Source organism: Haloprofundus halobius (assembly GCF_020097835.1).
Taxonomy (GTDB): domain Archaea; phylum Halobacteriota; class Halobacteria; order Halobacteriales; family Haloferacaceae; genus Haloprofundus; species Haloprofundus halobius.
In genome coordinates this window covers 2,755,537-2,778,892 of sequence record NZ_CP083666.1, presented here as the reverse complement: position 1 = coordinate 2,778,892, position 23,356 = coordinate 2,755,537, and the positions used below count along the sequence as shown (strand labels likewise).

Annotated in this window: 26 protein-coding genes; 8 read left to right on the top strand and 18 right to left on the bottom strand. The window is 65.9% G+C overall.

Annotated elements, in window-relative coordinates; all coding sequences use genetic code 11:
• Window positions 1-90: 90 nt before the first annotated feature.
• Together LAQ74_RS14770 and recJ are read right to left on the bottom strand one after the other, a co-directional pair.
• On the bottom strand, window positions 91-330 hold the full coding sequence (locus tag LAQ74_RS14770; RefSeq protein WP_224333288.1) for a hypothetical protein: 240 nt from the start codon (window positions 328-330) through the stop codon (window positions 91-93).
• Between the two features lie 682 nt (window positions 331-1,012).
• Complete coding sequence (gene recJ, locus LAQ74_RS14765; RefSeq protein WP_224333287.1) at window positions 1,013-2,440, bottom strand: RecJ family nuclease; 1,428 nt, start codon at window positions 2,438-2,440, stop codon at window positions 1,013-1,015.
• A 348-nt stretch (window positions 2,441-2,788) separates the two neighbouring features.
• Between recJ and LAQ74_RS14760 the strand changes: the two genes are divergently transcribed.
• A complete protein-coding gene (locus LAQ74_RS14760; RefSeq protein WP_224333286.1) occupies window positions 2,789-4,207 on the top strand; it encodes an APC family permease in 1,419 nt (472 codons plus the stop codon).
• The gene (locus LAQ74_RS14755; protein WP_224333285.1) at window positions 4,207-4,944 is read left to right on the top strand and encodes a universal stress protein; all 738 of its coding nucleotides are present in this window, start codon (window positions 4,207-4,209) and stop codon (window positions 4,942-4,944) included. Before LAQ74_RS14760 ends, LAQ74_RS14755 begins: the two co-directional genes overlap by 1 nt.
• 78 nt (window positions 4,945-5,022) lie before the next feature.
• Here the strand turns inward: LAQ74_RS14755 and LAQ74_RS14750 are convergent, their stop codons facing one another.
• The 4 genes from LAQ74_RS14750 to LAQ74_RS14735 all read right to left on the bottom strand — a co-directional run bounded on the left by LAQ74_RS14750 (window position 5,023) and on the right by LAQ74_RS14735 (window position 8,349).
• A complete protein-coding gene (locus LAQ74_RS14750; protein WP_224333284.1) occupies window positions 5,023-5,769 on the bottom strand; it encodes a uroporphyrinogen-III synthase in 747 nt (248 codons plus the stop codon).
• Complete coding sequence (gene cobA / locus LAQ74_RS14745) at window positions 5,766-6,590, bottom strand: uroporphyrinogen-III C-methyltransferase (RefSeq protein WP_224333283.1); 825 nt, start codon at window positions 6,588-6,590, stop codon at window positions 5,766-5,768. Before cobA ends, LAQ74_RS14750 begins: the two co-directional genes overlap by 4 nt.
• Window positions 6,587-7,729: a hydroxymethylbilane synthase gene (gene hemC / locus LAQ74_RS14740; RefSeq protein ID WP_224333282.1), complete on the bottom strand. Its 1,143-nt coding sequence runs from the start codon at window positions 7,727-7,729 to the stop codon at window positions 6,587-6,589. The genes cobA and hemC overlap by 4 nt, the downstream gene beginning before the upstream one ends.
• A 74-nt stretch (window positions 7,730-7,803) precedes the next feature.
• Entirely contained in the window at window positions 7,804-8,349 is a 546-nt protein-coding gene (locus LAQ74_RS14735; protein WP_224333281.1) for an SUR7/PalI family protein, read from the bottom strand.
• A 132-nt stretch (window positions 8,350-8,481) separates the two neighbouring features.
• On the opposite strand from LAQ74_RS14735, the gene LAQ74_RS14730 reads away from it, so the two are divergent.
• A complete protein-coding gene (locus tag LAQ74_RS14730) occupies window positions 8,482-9,519 on the top strand; it encodes an NAD-dependent epimerase/dehydratase family protein (protein ID WP_224337294.1) in 1,038 nt (345 codons plus the stop codon).
• Here LAQ74_RS14730 and LAQ74_RS14725 read toward each other — a convergent pair.
• From LAQ74_RS14725 to hemB, 6 genes are all read right to left on the bottom strand, one after another.
• Window positions 9,484-11,067, bottom strand: coding sequence for an alkaline phosphatase (locus tag LAQ74_RS14725; RefSeq protein ID WP_224333280.1), 1,584 nt, complete (start codon window positions 11,065-11,067; stop codon window positions 9,484-9,486). The genes LAQ74_RS14730 and LAQ74_RS14725 overlap by 36 nt on opposite strands.
• 292 nt (window positions 11,068-11,359) lie before the next feature.
• A complete protein-coding gene (gene hemL, locus LAQ74_RS14720; protein WP_224333279.1) occupies window positions 11,360-12,697 on the bottom strand; it encodes a glutamate-1-semialdehyde 2,1-aminomutase in 1,338 nt (445 codons plus the stop codon).
• A gap of 126 nt (window positions 12,698-12,823) precedes the next feature.
• Window positions 12,824-13,003, bottom strand: coding sequence for a hypothetical protein (locus LAQ74_RS14715; protein ID WP_224333278.1), 180 nt, complete (start codon window positions 13,001-13,003; stop codon window positions 12,824-12,826).
• 177 nt (window positions 13,004-13,180) lie between these two features.
• Entirely contained in the window at window positions 13,181-13,549 is a 369-nt protein-coding gene (gene glnK1 / locus LAQ74_RS14710; protein WP_224333277.1) for a nitrogen regulatory protein GlnK1, read from the bottom strand.
• The gene (locus tag LAQ74_RS14705) at window positions 13,546-14,877 is read right to left on the bottom strand and encodes an ammonium transporter (protein WP_224337292.1); all 1,332 of its coding nucleotides are present in this window, start codon (window positions 14,875-14,877) and stop codon (window positions 13,546-13,548) included. The genes glnK1 and LAQ74_RS14705 overlap by 4 nt, the downstream gene beginning before the upstream one ends.
• Window positions 14,878-15,204: 327 nt before the next feature.
• Complete coding sequence (gene hemB, locus LAQ74_RS14700) at window positions 15,205-16,185, bottom strand: porphobilinogen synthase (RefSeq protein WP_224333276.1); 981 nt, start codon at window positions 16,183-16,185, stop codon at window positions 15,205-15,207.
• Between the two features lie 105 nt (window positions 16,186-16,290).
• Here hemB and LAQ74_RS14695 point away from each other — a divergent pair, with 105 nt between their 5' ends.
• Both LAQ74_RS14695 and LAQ74_RS14690 read left to right on the top strand, forming a co-directional pair.
• Window positions 16,291-16,818: a DedA family protein gene (locus tag LAQ74_RS14695; RefSeq protein WP_224333275.1), complete on the top strand. Its 528-nt coding sequence runs from the start codon at window positions 16,291-16,293 to the stop codon at window positions 16,816-16,818.
• Window positions 16,819-16,891: 73 nt separating this feature from the next.
• Window positions 16,892-17,422: a GNAT family N-acetyltransferase gene (locus tag LAQ74_RS14690; protein WP_224333274.1), complete on the top strand. Its 531-nt coding sequence runs from the start codon at window positions 16,892-16,894 to the stop codon at window positions 17,420-17,422.
• Window positions 17,423-17,554: 132 nt separating this feature from the next.
• On the opposite strand, the gene LAQ74_RS14685 is transcribed toward LAQ74_RS14690, so the two are convergent.
• Together LAQ74_RS14685 and LAQ74_RS14680 are read right to left on the bottom strand one after the other, a co-directional pair.
• Entirely contained in the window at window positions 17,555-17,719 is a 165-nt protein-coding gene (locus LAQ74_RS14685) for a DUF6757 family protein (protein ID WP_168191216.1), read from the bottom strand.
• 25 nt (window positions 17,720-17,744) lie between these two features.
• Window positions 17,745-18,581 carry a PHP domain-containing protein gene (locus tag LAQ74_RS14680; RefSeq protein WP_224333273.1) on the bottom strand — a complete coding sequence of 279 codons (837 nt, stop codon included), beginning with the start codon at window positions 18,579-18,581 and terminating at the stop codon, window positions 17,745-17,747.
• Window positions 18,582-18,738: 157 nt separating this feature from the next.
• On the opposite strand from LAQ74_RS14680, the gene LAQ74_RS14675 reads away from it, so the two are divergent.
• Window positions 18,739-19,023, top strand: coding sequence for a DUF5789 family protein (locus tag LAQ74_RS14675; RefSeq protein WP_224333272.1), 285 nt, complete (start codon window positions 18,739-18,741; stop codon window positions 19,021-19,023).
• An 81-nt stretch (window positions 19,024-19,104) separates the two neighbouring features.
• Here the strand turns inward: LAQ74_RS14675 and LAQ74_RS14670 are convergent, their stop codons facing one another.
• Window positions 19,105-20,112 carry a DUF5784 family protein gene (locus LAQ74_RS14670; RefSeq protein ID WP_224333271.1) on the bottom strand — a complete coding sequence of 336 codons (1,008 nt, stop codon included), beginning with the start codon at window positions 20,110-20,112 and terminating at the stop codon, window positions 19,105-19,107.
• A gap of 110 nt (window positions 20,113-20,222) precedes the next feature.
• On the opposite strand from LAQ74_RS14670, the gene LAQ74_RS14665 reads away from it, so the two are divergent.
• Window positions 20,223-20,399, top strand: coding sequence for a DUF5786 family protein (locus LAQ74_RS14665; protein ID WP_425498492.1), 177 nt, complete (start codon window positions 20,223-20,225; stop codon window positions 20,397-20,399).
• Window positions 20,400-20,403: 4 nt separating this feature from the next.
• Here the strand turns inward: LAQ74_RS14665 and LAQ74_RS14660 are convergent, their stop codons facing one another.
• Genes LAQ74_RS14660 through LAQ74_RS14650 form a run of 3 tightly spaced genes read right to left on the bottom strand, consistent with a single transcriptional unit; the run spans window position 20,404 to window position 23,069 of the window.
• The gene (locus LAQ74_RS14660) at window positions 20,404-21,138 is read right to left on the bottom strand and encodes a DUF7530 family protein (protein ID WP_224333270.1); all 735 of its coding nucleotides are present in this window, start codon (window positions 21,136-21,138) and stop codon (window positions 20,404-20,406) included.
• Window positions 21,139-21,166: 28 nt separating this feature from the next.
• Window positions 21,167-22,153 (bottom strand): NAD-dependent epimerase/dehydratase family protein, encoded by a 987-nt coding sequence (locus tag LAQ74_RS14655; protein WP_224333269.1) that lies wholly within the window; start codon window positions 22,151-22,153, stop codon window positions 21,167-21,169.
• A 49-nt stretch (window positions 22,154-22,202) separates the two neighbouring features.
• Window positions 22,203-23,069: a YkgJ family cysteine cluster protein gene (locus tag LAQ74_RS14650; RefSeq protein ID WP_224333268.1), complete on the bottom strand. Its 867-nt coding sequence runs from the start codon at window positions 23,067-23,069 to the stop codon at window positions 22,203-22,205.
• 82 nt (window positions 23,070-23,151) lie between these two features.
• Here LAQ74_RS14650 and LAQ74_RS14645 point away from each other — a divergent pair, with 82 nt between their 5' ends.
• Window positions 23,152-23,355: a DUF7561 family protein gene (locus tag LAQ74_RS14645; protein WP_224333267.1), complete on the top strand. Its 204-nt coding sequence runs from the start codon at window positions 23,152-23,154 to the stop codon at window positions 23,353-23,355.
• Window position 23,356 lies beyond the last annotated feature (1 nt).

The window sequence follows — 23,356 nt, the reverse complement described above, 5'->3', positions numbered from 1 at the left end:
ACGAGACGGTTGCGAGGGAAAAAGACTGGTATCCGCGCGCCGACCACCGCTCGCTCTCTCACAGACATCTCTCTGTTTGACCAGCGCTCCTCAGTCCTCGAACTTGCCGTCGTCCTGTTCGTAGATAATCGTCAGTTTGCCCGGCGTCGGGTGCCTCGCCGCGTCCCGAAGCGCCTCGAACTCCCTCAAGAGCGCCTGCGCGTCGTCCGTCCCCTCGCGGACGCTCCGCGACTCTTCTCGAATCGTGTCGTACGCTCGCTCTAAGATGCGCCGAGCGGCGTACGAATCCGTTTTCGACTCTATCTCGAAGGTGGCCCCGTGTCGCGACATACCCGTGGTTTGTTGCCCAGCGTGTTAACAGTCGCCTGTATCAGGCGGGCCGTGGTTTCGGCGACAATATGGATTTCTGTATCTCGATATTTGATTTATCGCGTTCCGTCGGTCCGAGTCATACCTGCTAGTCTCGGAGGTCTCCCTGCCGAATTCCAGTGTCTCTCTGCCTCTGGTGAGGTTGACTGCCCGGAGAGGGCTACAGAACTGCGCGGAAGTGTCGCTACCAGTTGTAGGCTGAAGGTGATGCCGCGTGTGGTCACCTCGGCGCACCGTCGGTTTCGCTACCACTCGCAGTCACCGCGAATGGATGGGTCGTCGCTCTCCACGGCGACGACGCTAACGCCGGACGAGACATCCTGAACGGCACACTCGCGCGTTTCGTTCGATTCGAGAGCGACTCCGTGACGTGGCGGGCGGAACTCGGCGGTTCGACGAACGTTACTGGTGTTCGCTCCGAAAGCGAGCTGCGTCGACCGGGCGCAATCGAGCGACCGCCACCTCCCCGATGCTATCCGCGTATCGGCGAGACGCCCCTGCAACAAACTCCATGACGATATACGAATTCGATACGCATCCCGACGAGCGTTCTCTCACAGCCACGAACCAGTTCACTTGTGACTCTCGGCTACCCGAGTCAGAGGACAGCACCGGCATTTCGCCCCGATTCGTCTCGTCGCGTCTACCCCAACTGCTCGCCGACGATGCGGTCGACTTCGGCGACGAACGCCTCACGCTTCCCGCTCGGAATCGTCGCCCCGGCGGCGACGTTGTGGCCGCCGCCGTCGCCGCCGACGGCGCGGGAGGCCCCGCGCATCGCCGCCGAGAGGTCCAGGCCCTTCCGGGTGAGGAAATGTGACCCCCGCGCGGAGACTTTCACTTCGGCGTCGCCTTTCTCCGCGAACGCGACGATGGGTTTGCTGCGACTGATGCCGCTCGCGCCGACGGCCATCCCGGCGACGATGCCGACGATGGTCTCGCGAATTCGGGTTCCGGCGTCGAACCATTGCACGTTTTCCTCGACGGTGACGCCCTCGGTTTTCACCCACTGCAGCCCCTCCGAGAGGTTTCGGCGGTGGTTCCGCAGGAGTTTCTGGGCTCTGTCGAGTGCGCCGTCTCGGTCGCCGAGGCAAACTGCGAGACCCACGTCGGCGCGGTCGTATCTGGCTGTCGCGTTCAGGAGCGTGGAAAACTCGCTCACGTCGCGGAGTTCGGTGCCCGTCTCCTCGCCGACGAGCGTGTACGCCGTACCGACGAGCGAGTTGATTCGGTCGGCGGGCACGCCGCTGGCGACGGCGCGGCGGACGAGTGCGCTGGCGACGGTCTGTCGCTCTTCGGCGGTCAAATCTGCCCATCGACGCCACTCGCCGTCGGCTTTCAGGTCCAAGTCGAGGTCGTCGAGGAACGTGATGGACCCGGCGTGGTCGTTCGAGATACCGGGAATCCGTACGTCGCTGGCGTATTCGAGCAACTTGGGCAAGGGTCGGGTCTGCTTGCCGTACAGCGTGAGGTCGGTGTTGGCTTCGAGGACACCTGCTTCTATGCCCTCCTCGACGATTCCCTCGTTCGCCCCGTGGAGTGCGCCGTCGGAGTCCTGCATGTCGCCGACCGCACCGACGACGGCGAGCGCCGCCAAGTCGCGGTTATCGCTCGTGCTTCCCTCTCCGTCGGTTTCGAGCGCGCGCGCGAGAACGTAACTCGCTCCCGCCCCGGAGAGTTCCGACGCGCCGTCGATGCCGAACAACAGCGGGTTGAGGTGGTACTCGGTCTCGGCGTCGGCGGGCCGGTGGTGGTCGGCGACGACGGGGGTGAAATCACCCGCGGCCTCGTGGTCGACGATGATATCGAGTTGGCCGCTGCCGAAGTCGGTGAACAGCACTGTTTCGTGGTCCGTCGCGGCGATGGACGCGATCTCGTCGGCGTCGAGTTGCTTCGAGAAGACGGTGTCGAACCGAATGCCGGCGCGTTCGAGCGCGCTCGCGGCGACGGCGGCGCTGGTCAATCCGTCGGCGTCAATGTGGGAGGCGAGCAACACGGAGTCGGCGTCGCGAAGCCGTTCGGCGCAGGCCTCGGCGCGCGCTTCGAGTTCGGGGACGGGACCGGCGGACATCGACGGAGAGTGGGTCGTCTTCGGGGTTAAAGGCTCGGCTCTCCGACTTCAGACGTACGTGCGCCACGGTGAGACTGAGGGTCGGTATCTGTTCAGCGTCGACGCCTGTGACCGACTTCTCGCGTCCCTGACGGCGACGATTCGGGCGAACGACCTCTCGCGGCCGCCCGAATTCCGGTGGTCCGAGTCGGACCCGTTGTACAGATTCCGCTCGTCGCGGCCGATGCGCGCGTCGGTGCCCTCGTGCGTCCACGACTGACGCCACTCGTCGCGTCTTAGCTTTCGGAGTTCAGTAGACTCGTTTCCGGCCGGCCTAGACTTTTCGTCCCGCTCGCTGGTGGCTAGCCTATGTCAATCGCAGACGATGTCGGAGAGGCGGACAAGACCGTCCCCACCGAGGCGGAGGCCGTAGAGACCACCGCCGAGACGACGGTGTACGAAGAGCGCGTCGAACTGGAACGTACCATAGGACTCACAGGTGCGCTCGCCATCGGCATCGGGACGATGATCGGCGCAGGCATCTTCGTCTTTCCCGGCCTCGCTGCCGGACGCGCCGGTCCCGCTGCCGCGGCGTCGTTCGCTATCGGCGCAGTCGTCGCACTCGCGGTGGCGTTGCCGACCGCGGAGTTGGCGACGGCGATGCCGAGAAGCGGCGGCGGCTACTTCTTCATCTCGCGCGGTCTCGGGTCGGGGTTCGGGACCGTCGTCGGAACGAGTCTGTGGCTCGGCCTCGTCTTCGCCTCGGCGTTCTACCTCGTCGGCTTCGGCAGCTATGCCGCCGCGGTGCTCGCTGAAGCCGGAATCTCGCTCGGCGGCGGTCTCGTGACGCCGCTCAGTCTCCTCTTCGGCGTCGTTCTGACGGGGTTGAGCGTCACGGGGACCGAAAACGCGGCCAAACTCCAGAACGCCGTCGTCGGTCTTCTACTCACTATTCTCGTCACGTTCCTCGGCTACGGCTCGCTCTCGGCGCTCGGTCTCATCGGCAGTCGGGCCGTCCCCGAGACGTTCGCCCCGTTCGGCACCGCCCCGATTCTGACGACGACGGCACTCGTCTTCACCTCGTATCTCGGCTTCGCACAAGTGGCGACCGTCGCCGGAGAGATCAAAGAACCGGGTCGAAATCTCCCGCTCGCGATGGTGGGGTCGGTGCTCGTCGTCGGTCTCCTCTACGTGACGACCATCTTCGTCTCGACGAGCGCTTTCGGCAGCGAGCGACTCGCAGGGTTCGGACAGACGGCTGTCGTCGAGGTCGCCCGTTCCTTTTTCGGCGTCGCGGGGGCCGTCGCTATCCTCTTCGCTGGGTTACTCGCCACCTTCTCGAGCGCGAATGCGTCGATACTGAGTTCCTCGCGCGCCGTCTACGCGCTCAGCCGCGACCGACTCGTCCCACGGTGGTTCGGCCGACTGAACCTCCGGTACGGCACCCCGCACGTCGCGCTGGTCGCCGCCGGTGGACCGGTGCTCGTGCTCGTCGCCGTCGGCCAAGTCGAGGTGCTCGCGGAGGTCGCGTCGTTTCTCCACCTCGTGATGTACTCTTTGATGTGCGTCGCACTGCTCGTGCTTCGACGCTCGCCGCCGAAGTGGTACGACCCGTCGTTTCGGACTCCGGGTTATCCGGTGACGCCCGCCGTCGGCGCGCTGGCGAGTTTCGGGCTCATCTTCTTCATGCGCCCGCTCTCGCAGATCGTCGGGGTGCTCGTCATGGTCGCCTCCGGCGGCTGGTACCTCTACTACGCACGCGACGTTCGACTCAAGGGGGTGTTCTGATGCCCGACGGACCCCGGATTCTGGTCCCACTCCGCGTCCTCGAGGGCGAGTCGCTGGCGACGGGTCTCGCCACGTTTCTCGCCCCGGCGTCGGTCGTCGTCCTCGGCTACTACGTCGTCCCCGAACAGACGCCGCCGGGACAGGCACGCATGGAGTTCGAGGAACTCGGGCAGTCGAAACTCGACGAAGTGACCGACCTCTTCGCCGACGACGTGGAGACGCGACTGGTGTTCACTCGCGGCGAAGCGCAGACAATCGACCGAGTCGCCGACGAACTCGACTGCGAGGCGTATCTCATCGCCAACCCTGCACCCACCGTCGAGCGAGTGCTCGTCCCGCTTCACCCCGACGTCGACATAGACCACGTCGCTCGTGTCGTCGCTCCGCTCGTCGCCGGGCGTGACGTCGAGGTGACGTTGTTCCGTGCGGTTTCCGAGGACACGGATTCGTCGGCCGAAGCCGCCGCCGAGGACCCGCTCGTCGCCGACGCGAGAGCGACGCTGCTCGACGGCGGTGTCTCTTCGGACCGGATTTCCGCGGCGGTCGTCGCCACCGACGACCCGATCTCGGATACCGCGGACGTCGCCGCCGACCACGATGCGGTGGTGATGGGCGAACGCACGCCGTCGCTCCGGTCGTTCGTCTTCGGCGAGGAGAGCGACCGCGTCGCTGACCGCTCGCTCGGTCCGGTCGTCGTCGTACGCCGCGAGAAGATGGAGAGAGGCGAGACGACGTAACCCCGAGTTCTCGCCGTCGGCGCTCCCGGGGAGTAAGCGTGACGAGAGACACGACCTGTGTCGAGAGTTCCGTTTTTTCTATTCGTGGTACGTCGGCGCGGCGGCTTCGACGGCGGCACACGCCAGCTGCTCGAAGTCGGCGGCGTCGGGAACCACGTCGACGGCGATACCCCGGGCTTCGGCCGTCTCGCGCGTCGGCTCCCCGATAGCGCCGACGACGGCGTCGTTCAATCCGGTGACGGCCTCGTCTCGAAGGCCACGCTCGGCGGCCGCGTCGAGGAAGTGCTCGACCGTCAACGACGAGGTGAAGAGCGCCGCCTCAAGGTCGCCCGCCGCGGCCATCTCGGCCGACGTTCCCGATTCGGGCGGTCGCACGAGTTCGTACAGAATCGTCTCGTGGACGTAGCTTCCGGCTGCTTCGAGTCCGTCGGTCAGCACAGGTGACCCGTGGTCGCTGCGAGCGACTTCGACGCGCGCGCCCGGGACACGATCGCGGAGCGTCCCGACGAGGCCGGTCGACGAGAACTCGTCGGGAACCACGTCAACGCTGTAGCCGTGGTCGCGCATCACCGCGGCGGTGCTGTCGCCGATGGCACAGAGCTTCGTCTCGCCGGGTCTCCACCCCGCGTCGGCGACGAGTTCGACCCCGGTCTTGCTCGTCAGGATGGCGTAGTCGGCGTCGTCTCTCGGTCTCTCCCCGGTCGGTTCGACGGCGAGCATCGGGTCGGGAACGGGCGTCGCCCCGAGCGAGTCGAGAAGCGAAACGGCGTCTCGGAGTCGCTCGTCGTCCGGGCGGAAGACGGCGACGCGGACCTTCTGGCTCATCGTTCCGCCTCCGTCCCGAACTCTGACTCGGATCCGTTTCGCAGGAACTGCAGTACCCGTTCTCGCGTTCCGGCGACGTCGCCGACGACGGTGATGGCGGGCGGTTCGATACCCGCCGCGTCGCACACGTCGACGACTGTTTCGAGCGTTCCGGTGGCGACGCGCATGTCGGGCCACGTCGCGCGCTCGACGAGCGCGACGGGGGTGTGGGGGTCCATCCCGGCGTCACGGAGCGCTTTCGTGTAGTCGGGCAGTTTGCCGACGCCCATCAGCACGACGATGGTGCCGCCCGTCGCGGCCAGCGCCTCCCAGTTCACCGCCGACTCCTCCTTGGTGGGGTCCTCGTGACCGGTCACGAAGGAGACCGAGGAGGCGTGGTCGCGGTGCGTCACGGGAATTCCAGCGACGGCCGGACCGCCGATTGCCGAGGTGATACCGGGAACGACCTCGAAGGGAACCTCCTCGCTCGCCAGATGCTCGGCCTCCTCGCCGCCGCGACCGAAGACGAACGGGTCGCCGCCTTTCAGGCGCACGACACGCTTCCCCTCGCGGGCGAGTTCGACGAGGCGCTTGTTCGTGTACTCCTGCGGCGTCCACTCGCCGCCGGCGCGCTTGCCCACGTCCTCGCGCTTTTCTTCCGGAATCTGGTCGAGTATCTCCGACCCCGGAAGTTTGTCGTGCAGTACCACGTCCGCTTCGTCGAGCAGGTGTCGCGCTTTCACCGTCAGCAGGTCGGGGTCGCCAGGCCCGCTGCCGACGAGGTAGACCGTTCCGACGGTCCCACCCGATTCCGCCTCGGTCGCTCCACTCGTGTCGCTCATTCGTCCGCCGGGTCCTCCCGTGCTTCTCTTTCGTCGGTGGCCGCCTCGTCGGCGTCGCGCTTCGCTTCCTCGATGAGGGCGGCCGCGCCGCGGTCTCTGAGGTCCGCGGCGAACTCCGCGGCGGCGTCGGCGTGCGTCTCGACCGGCAGGTCACGGGTCGATTCGACCGTCTGTTCGCCGTCGCGGCCGAGCACCTGCACGCGCGTGTTGACGTGGCGACCCTGAACGAGCGCGAAGACACCGATGGGGGCGACGCAGCCGCCGCCGAGTTCCGAGAGAACCGTCCGCTCGACGGTCGTCTCGACGCGCGTTCGCGGGTGGTCGATGGCTTTGTGGATGGCGTCGGCGGCGTCGCCGTCGACGCTCGTCACCGCGATAGCGCCCTGTCCGGGCGAGGGGACGAACTGCTCGCGCCGGAGGCGGACGTACTCGACGTGGTGGTCGAGGCCGCTGCGCTTCACCCCCGCCTCGGCGAGCACGATGGCGTCGTACTCGGTGGCGACGTCGCGGCCGAGCGCGTTGCGCTGGAGTTCGCTCAGGCCCTCGAACCACTCCTCGGGTCGCTCGTCGTACTCGGGTTCGTAGTCGTCGTCTCCGATGTTTCCTTTCCGGTCCTTGTCGGCCTCGACGCGCTGTTCGTGTTCCTTCTGCAGCGTCGGCGCGAGCAGTTTCTCGACGCGCGTGTCGACGTTGCCGCGGAGCGGTTCGACCGTCAGGTCGGGCCGGGCGTTGAGCAGTTGCGCCTGCCGTCGGAGCGACGAGGTGCCGACCGTCGCTCCTTCGGGCAGGTCGTCGAGTTCACGGCCGTCGGGTGTCACCAGGATGTCGCCCGCGGGGGCGCGCTCCGGAACCCCGGCGACGAGCAACTCCTCGGGCTGTTCGGTCGGCATGTCCTTCATCGAGTGAACCGCGGCGTCGACTTCTCCGGAGAGAATCTTCTCGTCGAGTGCGCGGACGAACGCCCCGGTCTTGCCGAGGCGGTGGATGAGTCCGTCCTGAATCTGGTCGCCCCGGGTCTCGACTTCGACCAGTTCCACGTCGCGGCGTCGCCCGGCGAGCGCCTCCTGTACGCTCGCGGCCTGTCGCAGCGCGAGGTCCGATCCCCGCGTCGCGAGGCGAAGCGTCCCGTGTATGCTCATGTGCGTCGGTGGGTGTCGAGCCCTGAAAAGCGCTTCAGTTCCGTCGCCGACCGAATCGAGGCGTCACTCCTCTCTCACGGCCGCCCGACGGCCTCGTGGCGCTTGTAGAGGTAGTACACAGACAGCGGGACGCTCAGGAGGAAGTTCGTCGCGAGGACGGCGAACGCCGCTCCGAGAACGTACAGCACCGGGTCGGGGCTCCAGCCCAGGTCGGCTTCCTCGACGGCGCGTGCGTCGACGTAGATGGCGACGGGGAACAGCACGGCGACGACGAGGCTCACGAGCGCCAACAGCGAGGCGACGAGGAAGAACAGCAGGCCGAAGCCCGCCGACACGAGGCCCATGAACCCCGCGATGTCGAGGCCGACGCCGAGGAGCGCGAGGAAGAACGCGCTCACGCCGAATCCCATCGAGACGACGAACAGCGCCGGCACGGCCGCTATCCAGTACCACCAGTTCGAGTCGACCGACGCGGTCGGGAGGTACTTGTCCAGTACGCGGCGGACGCTTTCGGAAGTGGACCCGGTCGAGTCGGTTCGACTGTTCGGTCCGCTCGTCCGTGTCGGACCGTCGATTCTGGTATCCGTGTTCGTCGTCGGTTCGTCGGTGGGAGGGCTCATACGGGTGGAGATAGCACAGCCCGGATGATAAACCTCGTCCGCCAGCTTGAGCTATCGACGGGCAGGTCTGTACATCACGTCCCGTTTGCCCCCGTCCACGGGTTCTTCCTCACGCGCGGAGACGACTACGTTATGGACGTGCTCATCGTCGGCGGCACCGGCCTCATCAGTACCGGAATCACCCGTCAACTCGTCGCCGCCGGTCACGACGTGACGCTGTACAACCGCGGCGAGACCGACGCCGGGATTCCCGACGGCGTCTCCGTGATTCGCGGCGACCGCACGGAGTACGAGCGCTTCGAGGAGCAACTCGGCGACCGAGCGTTCAACGCCGTCGTCGATATGGTCTGTTTCACGCCGGAAGACGCCGAGAGCGCGGTTCGAGCGTTTCGAGGGTCGGTCGACCGCTACATCTTCTGTTCGACCATCGACGTGTACTCCCGTCCGGTGGCGCGGATGCCGCTGACTGAGGAGACGCCGCGGCACCCGCCGACGAGCGACTACGGAAGAGAGAAAGCCGCCGCAGAGGACGTGTTCTTCGAAGCCTACGAGGAATCGGGCTTTCCGGCTATCGTTCTCCGCCCGTGGCACACCTACGGCGAGGGCGGGAGGCTCATCCACTCGCTCGGCGACCGACCGAGCTACATCGACCGCGTCCGCGCGGGCAAACCCATCGTCGTCCACGGCGACGGCACCTCCATCTGGGCTCCCTGTCACCGCGACGACGTGGCGCGGAGCTTCGTCGCTGCAGTGGAAGCGAAGGGGTCCGTCGTCGAGGGCGAGGCGTACCACATCACCGCCGAGGAACATCTGACGTGGAACGAGTATCATCGAGGTGTCGCCGCAGCGCTCGGCGCGCCCGACCCCGAGTTGGTCCATATCCCGTCGGACGTTCTCTTCGAACTCGCGCCCGACCGAACGCAGGGACTCAGAGACCACTTCCAGTACAGCACGGTTTTCGACAACAGCAAGGCGAAACGCGAGTTGGGCCACGAACAGACTATCGGGTGGGAAGAAGGGGTGAGGCGGACCGTCGATTGGTTGGACGAGAACGGGGAGATAGAGTCGTGGGAGACGGACCCGATACCCGATAGCGTCGTCGACGTCTGGCGAGTGGTCTGCGATCGATTCGTCTCAGGGTTCGCGTCGACTGATGCGACCGACAGCTAGCGGTATCTCGGCGCTCTCCGCGTCTTCGTCGACTCCGAGCAGCGTGAGCACGTCGCCGTAGTCGACGACGCCGTCGCCGTTCGTATCGAGCGCCGCCGTCAGGTCGTCCTCCACCGGACCGACGTAGTTCGTCAGCACCGTGTAGGCGTCGCGGTCGCGAACCGGCGCGTCCCCGGTGACGCGTCGGCGGAGTTCGTCGTCGTTTACCACCTTCGTCGCGCGCTCGCGCTCGCCGAACAGCAGCAGTGCCGTGGTCTCCCTCGAGACGTCGACGTGGTGGTGCCAGCCGAGGAACCGCTCCTCGCCGGGACCAGTCGCCATCAGCACCTGCGCCGGCCCGGTGTGCTCCTGGGTCGTCCAGTCCACACCGAGGCGGTCGGAGAGGACCTCACCGAGCGCGACGAGCAACCGGTCGAAGCTCTCGTCGGCCTGCGATTCGAGGTGCGAGATCTCCTCGTCGTCGAGTTCGACGTGGGCGTACTCCGCGACGGCGTCGGCGACGTCTGCGCCCTCCTCTATCTCCACGGCGATCCGCAGGTTGCTCGCCTCGGCGTTGGCGATTTTCCCCGTCTCGATGGGCGAGCCGTGGCTGTCGCCGGTGGCGAGGCCGCCGGTTTCGTGGTCGGAGGCGACGATGACGAGCGTGTCCTCGTGTTCTGCGGCGTACTCGCGGGCGAACGCCACGACGTCGTCGAACTCCTTCGTCTCCGCGACGGTCGTCGCGATGTCGTTCACGTGGGCGGCGTGGTCGATGCGACCGCCCTCGACCATCAGGAAGAACCCCTCGTCGCCGTCTTCGAGTCGGTCGACCGCGGTTTCGGTCATGTCGAGTAGTCCCGGAGTCGAGTCGTCGCGGTCGAGGGTGTAGGCGATGTGGCTGTCGGCGAAGAGGCCGAGCAGCCGGTCGCCGGAGGCGTCCTCTAGATCCGAAGCCTCGTACAGTAGTTCGTAGCCGTTCTCTTCGGCGGTTGTCAGCTGGTCGTCGGACCACTCGCTGCGGCCACCGCCCATCATCACCTCGGCACCGCTCGCTATCATCTGACTCACGATTTCGCTCTCCTCGTCGCGGTCACCGACATGAGAGGCGTAGACGGCCGGGGTGGCGTACGTCACACGCGTCGTCGACACCAGCCCGGTTTCCATGCCGAGTCGCTCGGCGACTTCGAGCTGGGTGGTGAGTTCGACGCCATCGTCGGTTCCCTCCTCACCGAATACCGACACCTGCCCGTTGTAGACCATGATCCCGGTCGCCAGCGCCGTGCCCGCGGCCGCGGAGTCGGTCACCTCACCGCTTCGCGAGTCCGTCTGCGTGTAGCCAGTATGAGCGAACTCCTGGAGAGCGAGACGGCCGTGGACTTCCTCTGTGACCTCTATGTGGTCGAACCCCATCCCGTCGCCGACGAGGACGATGACGTTCTTGACGTCACCGCGCTCGAACGGGCTGTCGGCCCACCCGTTCGCTTCTGACTGACGGAGTTCGTTCAGACCCGCCAATCCGCCCGCGATGCCTGCCGCACCGAGTAGGCCGAGGAAGTTCCTTCGACGCATTCATCGGAGTATCACCGAGATAACAGATGAAGCTTTGCGGTTTAATGCCGTTACTTAATCCATATTTCTATGGAAAATAACTTCCTCCGTTTAACTTTCATATTTTCGTCTCTGTTCGTCGCTCGAATGGATGTCTGACTCTAGAGAGTCTCCGACGACACCTCCCGTCCGCAGGGAAGTGTTGTCGGGGCGACTGTGACCGTACTCCCTTCGAGCGCCGTCTCTCGGACCCCCGTTCCGCGTCGTCGAAACGGAGACAAGTAGTCTGGGTCGTTCAGCGTCGGTTCGGTGGCTACAGCGCCGCTTTGTACGCTTCCAGCGTCTCCTCGATATCTTCGTCGGTGTGAGCGTAGCAGACGAACTGCGATTCGAACTGGTTCGCCGTGAGGAAAATTCCTCGCTCCTTCATCTCCTGCCAGAAGATGCGCTCCCAGCGCTCGGTTTCGGCGTTGGCCACGTCCGCGCCGGTCTTCGGACAGTAGTCGAAGCGCGGGCAGTCGACTCGTTGCTGACATCCCGCGTCGCACTGGCCGTCGAGGCTCTGCGGCCCCTCGCGGGTGAACACCGTCTTGAACATGCTGTCGCTGCCGACGACGGTGTACTCGGGCGCTTGGTCCGCACAGATGTCGGTGATGCCGCGGCGGAGTTTCTCGCCGAGACGGTTGACGTGCTCGTACACGTCGTTCTCGGCGGCGTACTTGAGGTACTCGTACCCGGCGGCCATCGTCACCGGGTGGCCCGAAAAGGTCCCCGACTGGAACACGTCGCCGCCCGGCGTGAACTGCTCGACAAGTTCGGCGCGGCCACCGACTGCGCCGACCGGGAAGCCGCCGCCGATTATCTTGCCGAACGTCGTGAGGTCGGGCGTGACGCCGAACTTCCCCTGCGCGCACTGGAGGCCGCCGACGCGGAAGCCCGTGATGACCTCGTCGAAGACGAGTAGCGACCCGTGTTCGTCACAGAGGTCTCGCAGGGCTTCGTGGTAGTCGTCGACGGGCGCGACGATGCCCATATTTGCTAACATGGGCTCAACGAGCACGGCCGCGATGTCGCCGCCGTGTTCTTCGAACACCTCGGCGACGGCTTCCTCGTCGTTGAACGGCACCGGAAGCGTGTGTTGGGCGAACGACTCGGGGATACCGCTCGTACTCGGGTGGGGGTTGTCGGGGCCGCCCTCGACGAGCGTCGACTCCTGCGCGCCGTGGTAGCCGCCCTGCATGACGACGATATTGTCCCGACCCGTGACCCCGCGGGCGAGGCGAACCGCCGAAACGGTCGCCTCGGTGCCCGAATTGACGAACCGAATCTTCTCCACGGAGGGGACGTGCCGAGCGACGAACTCGGCGTGGTCGACCTCTATCTCCGTGGGCGCGCCGTACATCGGTCCGGCGCTGGCGTACTTCTGAATCGCCGCCTGTATCGGTTCAGGGGGGTTGTGACCGTACAGCAGCGGTCCGTACCCCATCACGTAGTCGACGTAGCGGTTTCCGTCGGCGTCGACGACGTGGCCGCCGTCGCCGCGCTCGACGAAGAACGGGTACGGGCGCGTCGCGCGCACCGACGAGTTGACGCCGCCGGAGAGGACGGAGAGCGCTCGGCTGTACAGGTCGCGGGAGCGGTCGTGGTTCACGAGTCGCCTCCGCGCGAAAGCGGGTGGGTCGTGCCGCGAGCGGGCGGCGTGAACGAACTGGTCCGTTTCGACGTGGTCATGTCTCGCGGTTCGGACGCTGACGAAAAAGTAGTTACTGAGTCGCTTCTACTGCGCGGCGTCGGCTTCGGCGTCCGCCTCGCTCTCGGCTTCGTCGGCGACTTCCTCGTCTTCGAGCATCTGCGGTTTGCCGAACGGGAACGATCCGAACAGGGCGTAGTGGACGACGGAGGCGACGACGACTAATGCGACGAGTCCGAGCAGGGCGTTCTTCGCTTTCGAAGGCATAGCAGCGTGTACGAGGACCTACTCCAAGAGCGCTTCGGGAGTTCTCTCTTCGCGAAAGCCGTCCCCCCCACCGACACGTATCGGTGATCTGACGAACACCGAGTATGGATGTCTATCTCGGTGGCGAACACTCGGTCGACGAGCGTCGAAAAAAGCGTCGCGGCGACGGCCGCGCGTTCAGACCGCGTCGGGGCCTTCGTTGCCGGTCCTGACCTGCACGGCGCTCTCGACCGGAAGCACGAATATCTTCCCGTCGCCGGGTTCGCCGGTGTTCGCGGCCTCGCGGATGGCGTCGACGACGTCCTCGGCGGGGATGTCGGCGACGACACACTCGACTTTCACCTTCTGGTGGAGGTCGACGGTGTACTCCTCGCCGCGCCACTGGCCTTTCTTCGCGGACTGTGAACCACGGCCGGAGACGTTCGTCACCGTCAAAGAGGGCGCGCCCGCGGCGGCGAGTCCCTTCTTTACGTCTCCGAGTTTGTCCGGGCGGATGATGGCGACGACCATCTTGATTCCGCCGTCGTTCGGGAGTTTACTGCTCATTCGTTCTCACCTTCGTCGGTGTGCTCGGCGGTCGCACCGATAACTCCTCCGTCGGTGCGAACGCCCGACCCGTCGACGACGGGGCCGTCGGGCTGACCGAACTCGGGATAGGTGTCGACGCCGTGTTCGGAGGTGTCGAGCCCCTCGCGCTCGTGCTCGGGCGTGACGCGTGCCTCGCCGAGTGCGCGAATCGCACCGAACACCAGCGCCGTCGCGGCGACAGTCCAGATGGTGATGACGCCCGCACCGACTACCTGGGCCACTAGTTGGGCGACCGAGAAGCCGTCGACGGCGACGAACGGAAACAGGACGATGCCCATGATACCCGCAGAGCCGTGAACCGGGAACACCGCACAGACGTCGTCGATTCTGAGACGCTTCTCGACGAACTCGAAGACGACGGGCAGTTGCGCACCGGCCAGCAGGCCGAGTGCGAGCGCACCGGGCCAGACGATGGCGTCGGCGACGCCGGTGATGGCGACGAGACCGGCGAGCAGGCCGTTGGCGACGTACAGCGTGTCGACCTTCCCCGTCTTCAGCAGGGCGATGCCCGCAGCGCCGATTGCGCCGGCGGCCATCCCGAGCGTCGTGACGAGCGCGACGCGGCCGACGTAGGCGAAGTCGGCGAGTTCGGTGCCACCCTCAGCGAGCGGCGCGGCGGCGGTGCCGACGTTGAAGCCGTACCAACCGAACGCGAGGATGAGCGTCCCGAGGACGGCGAACGGCAGCGAGTGACCGGGGATGACGTTGGCGGTGCCGTCGTCGTTGAAGCGGTCCATGCGCGGGCCGATGACCCACGCCGCGGTGAGACCGGCGATGCCGCCCATCCCGTGGACGATCATGCCGCCTGCGAAGTCGTGAAAGCCCATCGACGAGAGGAAGCCGCCCGCCCACGTGAAGCCGACGACGACCGGGTAGATGACGCCCGCGAGCAGGACGGTGTAGGTGACGTACGCGCGGAGTTTCGCGCGACCCGCGACGGCCCCCGAAACGATGGTCGCGGCGGTCATCGCGAACACAGCGCCGAACAGCCAACTCACCCACGCGGTCGACCCGCCGTTGATGTAGGCGAACGACTCGGCGAAACCGGCGCCCCCGACGAAACTCGAGACTCCAGCGCCGACGAGGAAGTAGATGACGACACCGACGCTCCACGTCAGCAGGTTCTTCGTCAACTGGTTGGCGACGTTCTTCGAGCGCACCTGCCCGGCTTCCAGCATCGCGAAGCCCGCGTGCATGAAGAAGATGAGGAACGTGACGGTGAGGACCCACAGCATGTTCACGCCCTCGACGACCGCCGAGAGGTCGGACTGCAACAGGGTGTCCATCAGTTCGTCATCTCCTCGACCGATACCGACTTGTGTGGACATTCGTTCACGATTCTCCCAATTACGTTGCGATTAGTGCTCTTAATCACGTCAGAAGGTCACGGAATACTCTGTTATAAGAGTTAGTGTTAGATATTTCAATTTCTCCGAGTCCTAACTGGCCATACGGTCGCTTTAATATCGAATACATGTTGTATAAGGACGTATTCTCCACAGTTGTTCGACAAATGTTGCCGCGGATGTGGACGGTTGTGAGGGGGAACACAGCGCGTTCCGAGCGGAATCCGTCGCGCGCGCGCCGTCGATGTCGTCGCCGAGTGACCTCGGTTATAGCTGCTCTGCGATTCGCTCCGCGAAGTAGGTGAGGACGAGGTCCGCACCGGCGCGTTTCATCGAGACGAGCGACTCCATCGCCACCTCGTCTAAGTCCAACCACCCCTTCTCGGCGGCGGCGTGCAGCATCGCGTACTCGCCGGAGACGTTGTATGCGGCGACCGGGTGGTCGAACTCGCGACGAATCGCGCTCACGATGTCGAGGTAGGGAAGCCCGGGTTTGACCATCAGTACGTCCGCGCCCTGCTCCACGTCGAGTCGAACCTCGCGCAGCGCTTCCCTGGCGTTTGCGGGGTCCATCTGATAGTGCCGCCGGTCGCCGAAGGCGGGCGCGCCGTCGGCGGCGTCGCGGAACGGGCCGTAGAACGCGCTCTGGTACTTCGCGGCGTAGCTCATGATGGGAATGTCCTCGAACCCCGCCTCGTCGAGCGCGCTCCGAATCGCGCCGACCATCCCGTCGGTCATCGACGAGGGGGCGACCATCTGCGCGCCCGCTTCGGCGTGTGAGACGGCGATTTTGCCGAGCAGGCCAAGTGTCTCGTCGTTCTTCACGGTGAGGTCCGGGTCGTCTGCGGCGTGGTCTTCTAGAACCCCACAATGGCCGTGATCGGTGTACTCGCAGAGGCAGACGTCGGTGATGACGTACGCGTCCGTCTCGGCGACGACGTCGCGGGTCGCCCGCTGGACGACGCCGTCCTCGGCCCACGCGCGCGTGCCGCGTTCGTCTTTGGACTCCGGAATCCCGAATATCGTCACCGCCTCGACGCCGGTTTCGAGTACCTCCTCGACGCGGGCTACCGCGTCGTCGACGGGGACGCGCTCGTGACCCGGCATCGACTCGATGGGGACGCGCTCGTCGGTCGTCGCGTCGACGAAGACCGGTGCGATGAGGTCCGACGCCGAGACTCGATTCTCGCTCACGAGGCCGCGAACGCCGTCGCGTCGAAGCCGACGCGGGCGGTCGATGGGGTTCATACCCCGCGTACGACCGGCGGACGCAAAGTCGCGTCGCTCTCGCTTTGCGTGTGTCTCTCTTTCACTACAAAAACGATAAATGCTGCAACGACGGACGTTCTCTGTATGCTGAGCCTGCTGCTTCAGGCCAACTTCGAGGTACCCTCGACGTTGCGTAACCTGCTCGACTCCGAGTTCGCGTTTCTCCTCCTCCTGGGCGTCTTCGTTCTCGAAGGGGCGATGCTGATGTACTTCATGCCGAGCGAACTCGTCGTTCCCGGGGCCATCTTCGTGTTCGGTGCGTCCATCGAGACGGCCATCCTCATCATCGGTATCGCCGTCCTCGGCGCGACGATGGGGCAGTTCGCGCTGTTCATGGTGGCGAAGCGCGGCGGTCGCGAGTATCTGCTGCAGAAGCGCTGGTTCCGCGTGAGCGAGGAGCGACTCGACAAGTTCGACGGCTGGTTCGACCGTTGGGGGCTCATCGTCATCCCCGTGAGCAACACGCTCCCGTTCACCCGCGGCATGCTCACCGTTCCGGCGGGCTTCTCGGAGATGCGTAGCCGCGACTTCGTCGTGCTGTCGGCGCTCGGGACTCTCTCGTTCGAGACGCTCCTGGCGCTTCTGTACTTCGTCGTCCTGCCCTACGTCTGAGGGTCGTGGTTCCTTTCGGTCGCTCTCTCCGACGGTCGACGTTACTTTGCGTCGTCGCGTGGACGTACTGACCATGCCCGGCCCCGTCTTCCTCGTCGGCGACCGCGTCGAACTCCGGACCGTCGAGCGCGAAGACCGCGAGTTCATCGCCCGTCACCGCAACGACCCCGCCTTTCGCTGCCTTCTCGGCGACGCCCGCCCGATGAACCTCTCGGCGGCGACCGATTACTTCGAGTCGGTCGTCGGCAGCGACGACGGCGAGACGTTCGTGGTCACGGCCGAGGACCGCCCAGTCGGCCTCGTCTTCTTCTTCGATCTCGACGAGCGAAACGGCACCGCCGAACTCGGGTACTGGGTCACCGCGGAGGCGCAGGGACGGGGCTACGCCACCGACGCCGCCCGGACGCTCGCGCGCTACGCGTTCGACGAACGCCGCCTCGAAAAGCTCACTGCACAGGTCGTCGCGTCGAACGCGGGGTCCGCGCGGGTGCTGGAAAAGATTGGGTTCCGCGAAGAGGGCATCCTGCGCGAACACGAGTTCGTCGACGGACGGCGCATCGACCTGCGCGTGTTCGGACTCTTGGCGTCGGAACTCGAACGCTGAACGGTTTCGCCGCACCCGACGTCAGGCTACTAACGCTACCTGTCCGCAAAACGTTCGTCAGTCTCTCACCCGTGACTCACTCCGCTCGGTCCACGTCTACTCGACGCGGACCGTCAGTCTTTCACCCGTGACTCACTCCGCTCGGTCCACGTCGATCCGCTCCCGAAGGGCTTCCAACTCGTCGGATTCGGCGAGTTCCTCCATCCGCTCGCGGAAATGCTCCTCGCAGAGGCCGACTCGAACGCCGTCTTTTCCGGCGGCAAAAGCGGCATCTCGGTCGCAGTAGTGGCACTGCATACCCGTTCTTTCGTTCCCGATCGGTTTAAGCCACCGCTTCGGGTAGCCGAGTGCGAATCGCCGCAAACGCTTTCCGGGGAACCCCGCAGACGCCCAGTTCCGTTCCGTGAGCGTCGCTTCCGCCGGTCGCGAGCACCCCTTCGCGCTCGACGACTTCGTCGACGAGCGACTCGTCCACCTCGAAACCGTACGGGTAGTAGCGCTCGACGGCGTCCAACTCGGTCGCCAGCGACAGCGCCGCCTCGGGGTCGTCGTATCGGAAGGGATGCGCCAGCGAAACGACCGAACACGCCTCCGAGAGCAGCTCGACGCCCGTCTCGAACGTCGGAATCTCGCGCGGCACGAAACACGGTCCGTCGTCGCCGATGAGATGGTCGAACGCGCCCTGATAGTCGTACTCCGCGTCACTCGCGTCGATAGCGCGGGCGACGTGCGGGCGGCCGATACCCGGACGGGGTTCGACGTCGAGGTCGACGTCAACGTACGACTCGACGCGCTCGATCAGTTCCGCGCCGCGTTCGACGCGATTTCGCTGGAGTCGGTCGAGTTCGTCGGTCAGCGCGGGCGTCCGTCGGACGCCGTAACCCAGCAGGTCGACCTGTCGTTTCCCGGTGTCGCCGGACGCCGTCTGGCCGTCCTCCGAAGTTCGTGCGGAGACGTCGACGCGGAGTTCGAGGCCGTGAATCACGGTGACGCCGTCGCGGACGCTCACCGGCGCGTCGAGCCCCGGGTGGAACGTGTCGTGGTCGGTCACGGCGACGACCTCGACGCCGCCCGCCCGCGCGGCCGTCGGAAGCGCGTCGAGCGTCAGTCGTCCGTCCGAGGCCGTCGTGTGGACGTGGAGATCGGCGGCGATATCCATGGCCATCGCTCGACCGCCGCCGACAAAAGCGCCGCGCCGCCCGTCGGTCACTCGCTCCGGTTGTCATTAAGGACCATTAAGGAAATGGGGTTCCTCAATCGTGACTAATGATGTGCATGGAAAATCATTATAAACTCGCGAGGCGTCGTCGTAATCGATGCGCCTGAACAGAACCGGCGACCTCGTTGCCAACCACGAGTACCCAGCGACCACCGACGAACTCGTCAGCGCCTACGGTACAGAGACGATTCACCTACAGAACGGTTCGGAGACGGTCGGAACCGTGCTCGAACGCTTCGGCGCACAGACGTACGCCGACGCGGAGGAGGTGTACGAAGCGCTTCTCACCGGTGTCGGCCACGAAGCCATCGGACGACGGTTCTACAGCGACCGGGACGCGCCGACGCTCGGGGAGGGTAACTCCGGTCAGGTCTCGTTCTGACGCCGTAACCCGTCCATCCGCCGGGCGCGTCGGGCCGCCAGTACGCCGACCCGCCCATCGCCGCCGGATTTTTGACTCGATTCAGACCCACTCGACGGCGTCGTCGAGGTCCAGCGGAACGCTTCCTTTCCTGTACGCCTCAACGTCTCCCGACGGCCGCGTCCGGAAGACGACGGCCGGCCGGTGTCTCACGTCGGGTTTCTCGCCGCGGACCGCCCACCAGTCGTCGTCCGGGAACGACGAGCAGTCGACGAACAGCGTGACGCCGCCGCCGTGTCGCTCTAATTGTCCCGACGTCTTGGTCTCGGCGGTGTCGCGAACGGCGGCGACTGGCGTGCCCGCACTCCGGCGGTCGGTCGGTAGTGGCCGGGTCACCTCGACGAGCGTCCCCTCGCCGTCGCGCTCGGCCCGGTAGTCCAGCGAGTGACCGGTCGTCACTTCGATTTCGGGCGTGATGTCGTAGCCGGCCTCGGTGAGCAGCGCGGCGGCGTTGAACTCGCCCATCGAGGCGGTCATCCGAACCAAGTCGAGCTGTTTCGAGGTGCCGAGCTTTCCGGCCATCAGTTCGCGGTACTCGTCGAGGACGCCCGTCTTCAGAAACGACTCGTAAAACGAGAGCGCCTCGTCGCGTGTCGCGTCCGGGAAGCCGGCGGCGTGTTCGTCGAAGAAACGTCGCGTCGTGTGTCGGCCGTCCTTCGAGAGGAAGACGGGCAGAAAGAACCACGAGAGGTGCGGGAACGGTTCGAGCCACGGCGTCTCCTCGTACAACTGCGCGAGCAGTTCGCGCTCGGCCCACCGGCGGACCGGATAGGGAACCTCGGTGAAGCTGAATTTCTCCGTCCGCCAGAGCGTGCTCGGCGTCTCGGTGTTGCCGAGCCAGTACGCGCCGTCGTCGTCGTCCCAGCAGAAGAGCGCAGTGTCGCCGTTGTCCATCTCGAAGCGCCGCGCCTCGTACCCCGAGGGCGGTCTGTACCAGGGCCGCTTCATCGTCGCGCCGAGATTCGAATCGAGATGAGAGTATACGTCGTGTCGGACGCGCTGTTCGGTCCATCGACCGGGCGCGTACCGGAACCGCAGAGGTCGTGCCACGACGCCGAGTTACCCGTGGGGGACCTTACGTGTTCCGTGCGCGCAGTCCGTGTCCGAAACCTGACGAACCGTTATGTATTTATAGAGGAATTGTTAAGTGATGACATAGCATGTCAATGGGTGCCTATGATGAAGACGAACACGAGCGTCGTGCGCAGAAAACCAGTCAGGTCGACGCGGACTTCGACGAGGCGCGCACGGAGTTCCGTGGACGTCTCGAATACGATTCCGGCGACTCGGCCGAGGACCTGCTCGCGCAGTTCCGCAAGCTGAAAGGCGAACGCTGACCGCTCAGTCGCCTTCCTGGACCTCCACCGTCAGTACCGCAAGTACCGAGACGACAGTCACCGCGACGACGTGGCCGCCGACGGCGAACAGCAACACCGGTCGGTCGACGATGAACGGCACGAGCGCCAGCTGTGCGAGACCGAAGACGACGTTGGTCAGGTCCACACGTCGCAGCGCCGCGGCCGTCTCCGCGTCGAACGAGAAGCGATAGGAGCGCCACAGCGCGACGACCGACGCCCACCACGAGGTGCCGATGCGGTAACAGAGGTCCCAGAGGACGAGTAGCATCAGGTACACCGGAATCACGTCCGGTCGCTCGCCGAACAGCGTCTCGACGAGCGGGTTCGCCGCCCGTTCGGGGTCGAAGACGAACAGATGCGTAACCAGCGCGACGAACGCTAGCACCGCGAGGACGACTTCGACACTCGACCCGAACAGCAGTCGCTGGTACGACTCCGGCAGCACCAGCGAGCGCGTCCCGTCGCCGATGCGAACCATCGCGAGGCTACCTACTGCGGCGACGAAGACGGCGGCCGTTCCGGCGAGCGCGGCGTCCCAGAGATCGTACGCCCACGCCAGAAACAGGAGCGACACCTCGAAGATCGCTATCTGCAACAGCACCGCCTGCCAGTCGGTCAGATCGATGCCCGGGAGCGCTCCCACGATGCTCTCGTACACCCACGTATCGCCGTACTCCGGTTCCGTCACCTCGTCGCACCGTTGCCGTCGCTGCTGCATCTCGTCTCGTGTCCCGTCGCCTCGTCGCTCAGTTGGTTTTCGGCGCACTCGTCGCGTCCGTCACCGCCGTCGTCTCGCTCGCCTCGTCGGTGCCGAGCGCCGCCGCCACCGCCTCCTCGAACGGCGTCGACTCGAACTCGACGATCTCCCTGATTCGGGTGTCGTCGACGACGACGGGATTTTTCAGCCCGTCGATGAGCGGGCGGGCGATGCTCGCCGGCACGTCGGTCACCAGCCCGACCCAGTACGTCGACAGCCGCGGCGTCAGCACCGGCACGGGAACGATGCGCAGACGTCGACCCAACTGTCGGGCCGTCTCGCGCAGCATCTCGTCGTACGTCACGACGTCGGGACCGCCGATTTCGTACGTCCCACCCGCCGTCTCCGGGTGGTCGAGGACGCCGACGAGGTACGCTACCACGTCGTCGATGGCGATGGGTTGGCACTTCGTCTGCACCCACCGCGGCGTCACCATCACCGGCAGTCGGCGCGCCAGTTGCTCGACGAGCTCGAAACTCGCGCTCCCGTCGCCGATGATGATGGCCGCCCGGAGCGTCGTCAGATCAAACTCGCCCTGCGAGAGGATGTACTCGACCTCCCGCCTCGACCGGAGATGTTTCGACAGTTGGTCACGCTCCTCACCGAGTCCGCCGAGGTAGAGCACGCGCTCGACGTCGGTGTCGTTCACGACGCGGACGAACCGCCGCGCGATGCGCCGGTCGCGCTCCTCGAAGTCGTCGCCGGCTTGCATCGAGTGCACGAGGTAGTACGCCGCCTCTATCCCCAGCCCGTCCAGGAGCGTCGACAGCGACTGCTCACCGGTCGGTCCGTCGCCGACGACGAGTTCACAGGCGTCCGGTTCGAGCAGGTCGCCTTCGACGATGTCGACGCCCGACGGCGCGTCGAACGCCTGCGCGTCGCGGACCAGAACCGTCACGTCGTGTCCGGCGGTCCGCAGCGCCGGAACCAACTGTCCGCCGACGAACCCTGTCGCACCCGTCACGAGGACCTTCATGTCTCAAAAATGGAGCGTGAGTCGGTTAACTGTTCTCGCCGCCGCTGTCTCACCACTCGCTCGTCGGCGGCGCGCCCCGGCGCTCCTCGAACGCCGACCGCTCCGTGGCGTCCCCCGCGTCGCTCCCGCGGCGACCGGCGCGGTCGATCCACGCGTCGATGACCGTCCCGGCCCACGAGTCCGCCTCCTGCGCACGTCCCCGTGCCCGTTCGGCTTTCTCCGCGTCGACGGCCGTGGTCCCGGGACGCGATCCGGCGGCGACTCCGACGAACAGCGCGCGGTCGGCCACCGTCGTCTCGCCCGCTGCGAGGCGCTCGACGACGCCCGTCAACTCGTCGACATCGGGGTAGACGAACAGTTTCGCCCCCAGCGCTTGTGGGCCGAGCGCGAGTCCCCGGAGTTTCTCGGGCGGATCGGCGTCGAGGAGTCGGTCGCCGCCGTAGGCGCGCTCGACGCGCTCGCACTCGGTCTCCTGGTCCAGCGTGAGGTTCTGTCCGGGGTAGTCGCCGCAGGTCGCGGGGTATAGAGCGGAGTCGTGGATACGGCACCGAAGCGTCTCCGGGTCGAGAAAGGTGCAGGCGTCGAGCCACGTCGGCTCCGTACCGAACGGACCGACCGGTTTCGGCGGTTTCCGGAGGCCGACGTAGAAGACGGGTCGGCCGTCGAGCGCGGCGAGGTCGTAGCCGTCGACGCGCGCCGACGTCGTCTCCTCGTCGGCGCGGAACAGCCGTGGCGTCATCACGTCGCCGAGTCCCTCGTTGAGGAACGCCTTCACCTCGTCGCGCGTCAGCGGCACGAGATTGTAGGTGTCGTCGAGCGGGTCGCGCCGTCCGCGACGCTCGTGGTCGAGCGTTCCGGGCGCGATGGGTCGCCAGTCGATGCAACAGCCCGCGCACCCCTCGCAGTTCACCTTCATGTGAGAGACGTCGGGGCGACGGCTGTTAAGCAGTCGCACGCGGCCCGAAGGGGTCTTCCGTCGCCTCGCCTGTGGTTCGAGCATGGCGAAGGCACGCTGCGACGGCTGTGGGCTGAGAATCCGCATCAGCGGGGGTATCGGCGACTTCTGGAGCTTCGACTACGGGCCCTCCGGGGGGATGGCGCTCGAACTCGCCGACGGAACCGACTGTCTGCTCTGTTTCGACTGCATCGAACAGCTGCCCGAGGACCGCGACGTCACGGCGGCCGACGTGAAGGCGCTGTAGT

Bases quoted from the DNA above. Each gene is read 5' to 3' on its own strand.
- LAQ74_RS14770 (WP_224333288.1), bottom strand. From the start codon at position 330: ATGTCGCGACACGGGGCCACCTTCGAGATAGAGTCGAAAACGGATTCG.
- recJ (WP_224333287.1), bottom strand. From the start codon at position 2,440: ATGTCCGCCGGTCCCGTCCCCGAACTCGAAGCGCGCGCCGAGGCCTGC.
- LAQ74_RS14760 (WP_224333286.1), top strand. From the start codon at position 2,789: ATGTCAATCGCAGACGATGTCGGAGAGGCGGACAAGACCGTCCCCACC.
- LAQ74_RS14755 (WP_224333285.1), top strand. From the start codon at position 4,207: ATGCCCGACGGACCCCGGATTCTGGTCCCACTCCGCGTCCTCGAGGGC.
- LAQ74_RS14750 (WP_224333284.1), bottom strand. From the start codon at position 5,769: ATGAGCCAGAAGGTCCGCGTCGCCGTCTTCCGCCCGGACGACGAGCGA.
- cobA (WP_224333283.1), bottom strand. From the start codon at position 6,590: ATGAGCGACACGAGTGGAGCGACCGAGGCGGAATCGGGTGGGACCGTC.
- hemC (WP_224333282.1), bottom strand. From the start codon at position 7,729: ATGAGCATACACGGGACGCTTCGCCTCGCGACGCGGGGATCGGACCTC.
- LAQ74_RS14735 (WP_224333281.1), bottom strand. From the start codon at position 8,349: ATGAGCCCTCCCACCGACGAACCGACGACGAACACGGATACCAGAATC.
- LAQ74_RS14730 (WP_224337294.1), top strand. From the start codon at position 8,482: ATGGACGTGCTCATCGTCGGCGGCACCGGCCTCATCAGTACCGGAATC.
- LAQ74_RS14725 (WP_224333280.1), bottom strand. From the start codon at position 11,067: ATGCGTCGAAGGAACTTCCTCGGCCTACTCGGTGCGGCAGGCATCGCG.
- LAQ74_RS14715 (WP_224333278.1), bottom strand. From the start codon at position 13,003: ATGCCTTCGAAAGCGAAGAACGCCCTGCTCGGACTCGTCGCATTAGTC.
- glnK1 (WP_224333277.1), bottom strand. From the start codon at position 13,549: ATGAGCAGTAAACTCCCGAACGACGGCGGAATCAAGATGGTCGTCGCC.
- LAQ74_RS14705 (WP_224337292.1), bottom strand. From the start codon at position 14,877: ATGGACACCCTGTTGCAGTCCGACCTCTCGGCGGTCGTCGAGGGCGTG.
- hemB (WP_224333276.1), bottom strand. From the start codon at position 16,185: ATGAACCCCATCGACCGCCCGCGTCGGCTTCGACGCGACGGCGTTCGC.
- LAQ74_RS14695 (WP_224333275.1), top strand. From the start codon at position 16,291: ATGCTGAGCCTGCTGCTTCAGGCCAACTTCGAGGTACCCTCGACGTTG.
- LAQ74_RS14690 (WP_224333274.1), top strand. From the start codon at position 16,892: ATGCCCGGCCCCGTCTTCCTCGTCGGCGACCGCGTCGAACTCCGGACC.
- LAQ74_RS14685 (WP_168191216.1), bottom strand. From the start codon at position 17,719: ATGCAGTGCCACTACTGCGACCGAGATGCCGCTTTTGCCGCCGGAAAA.
- LAQ74_RS14680 (WP_224333273.1), bottom strand. From the start codon at position 18,581: ATGGATATCGCCGCCGATCTCCACGTCCACACGACGGCCTCGGACGGA.
- LAQ74_RS14675 (WP_224333272.1), top strand. From the start codon at position 18,739: ATGCGCCTGAACAGAACCGGCGACCTCGTTGCCAACCACGAGTACCCA.
- LAQ74_RS14665 (WP_425498492.1), top strand. From the start codon at position 20,223: ATGTCAATGGGTGCCTATGATGAAGACGAACACGAGCGTCGTGCGCAG.
- LAQ74_RS14660 (WP_224333270.1), bottom strand. From the start codon at position 21,138: ATGCAGCAGCGACGGCAACGGTGCGACGAGGTGACGGAACCGGAGTAC.
- LAQ74_RS14655 (WP_224333269.1), bottom strand. From the start codon at position 22,153: ATGAAGGTCCTCGTGACGGGTGCGACAGGGTTCGTCGGCGGACAGTTG.
- LAQ74_RS14650 (WP_224333268.1), bottom strand. From the start codon at position 23,069: ATGAAGGTGAACTGCGAGGGGTGCGCGGGCTGTTGCATCGACTGGCGA.
- LAQ74_RS14645 (WP_224333267.1), top strand. From the start codon at position 23,152: ATGGCGAAGGCACGCTGCGACGGCTGTGGGCTGAGAATCCGCATCAGC.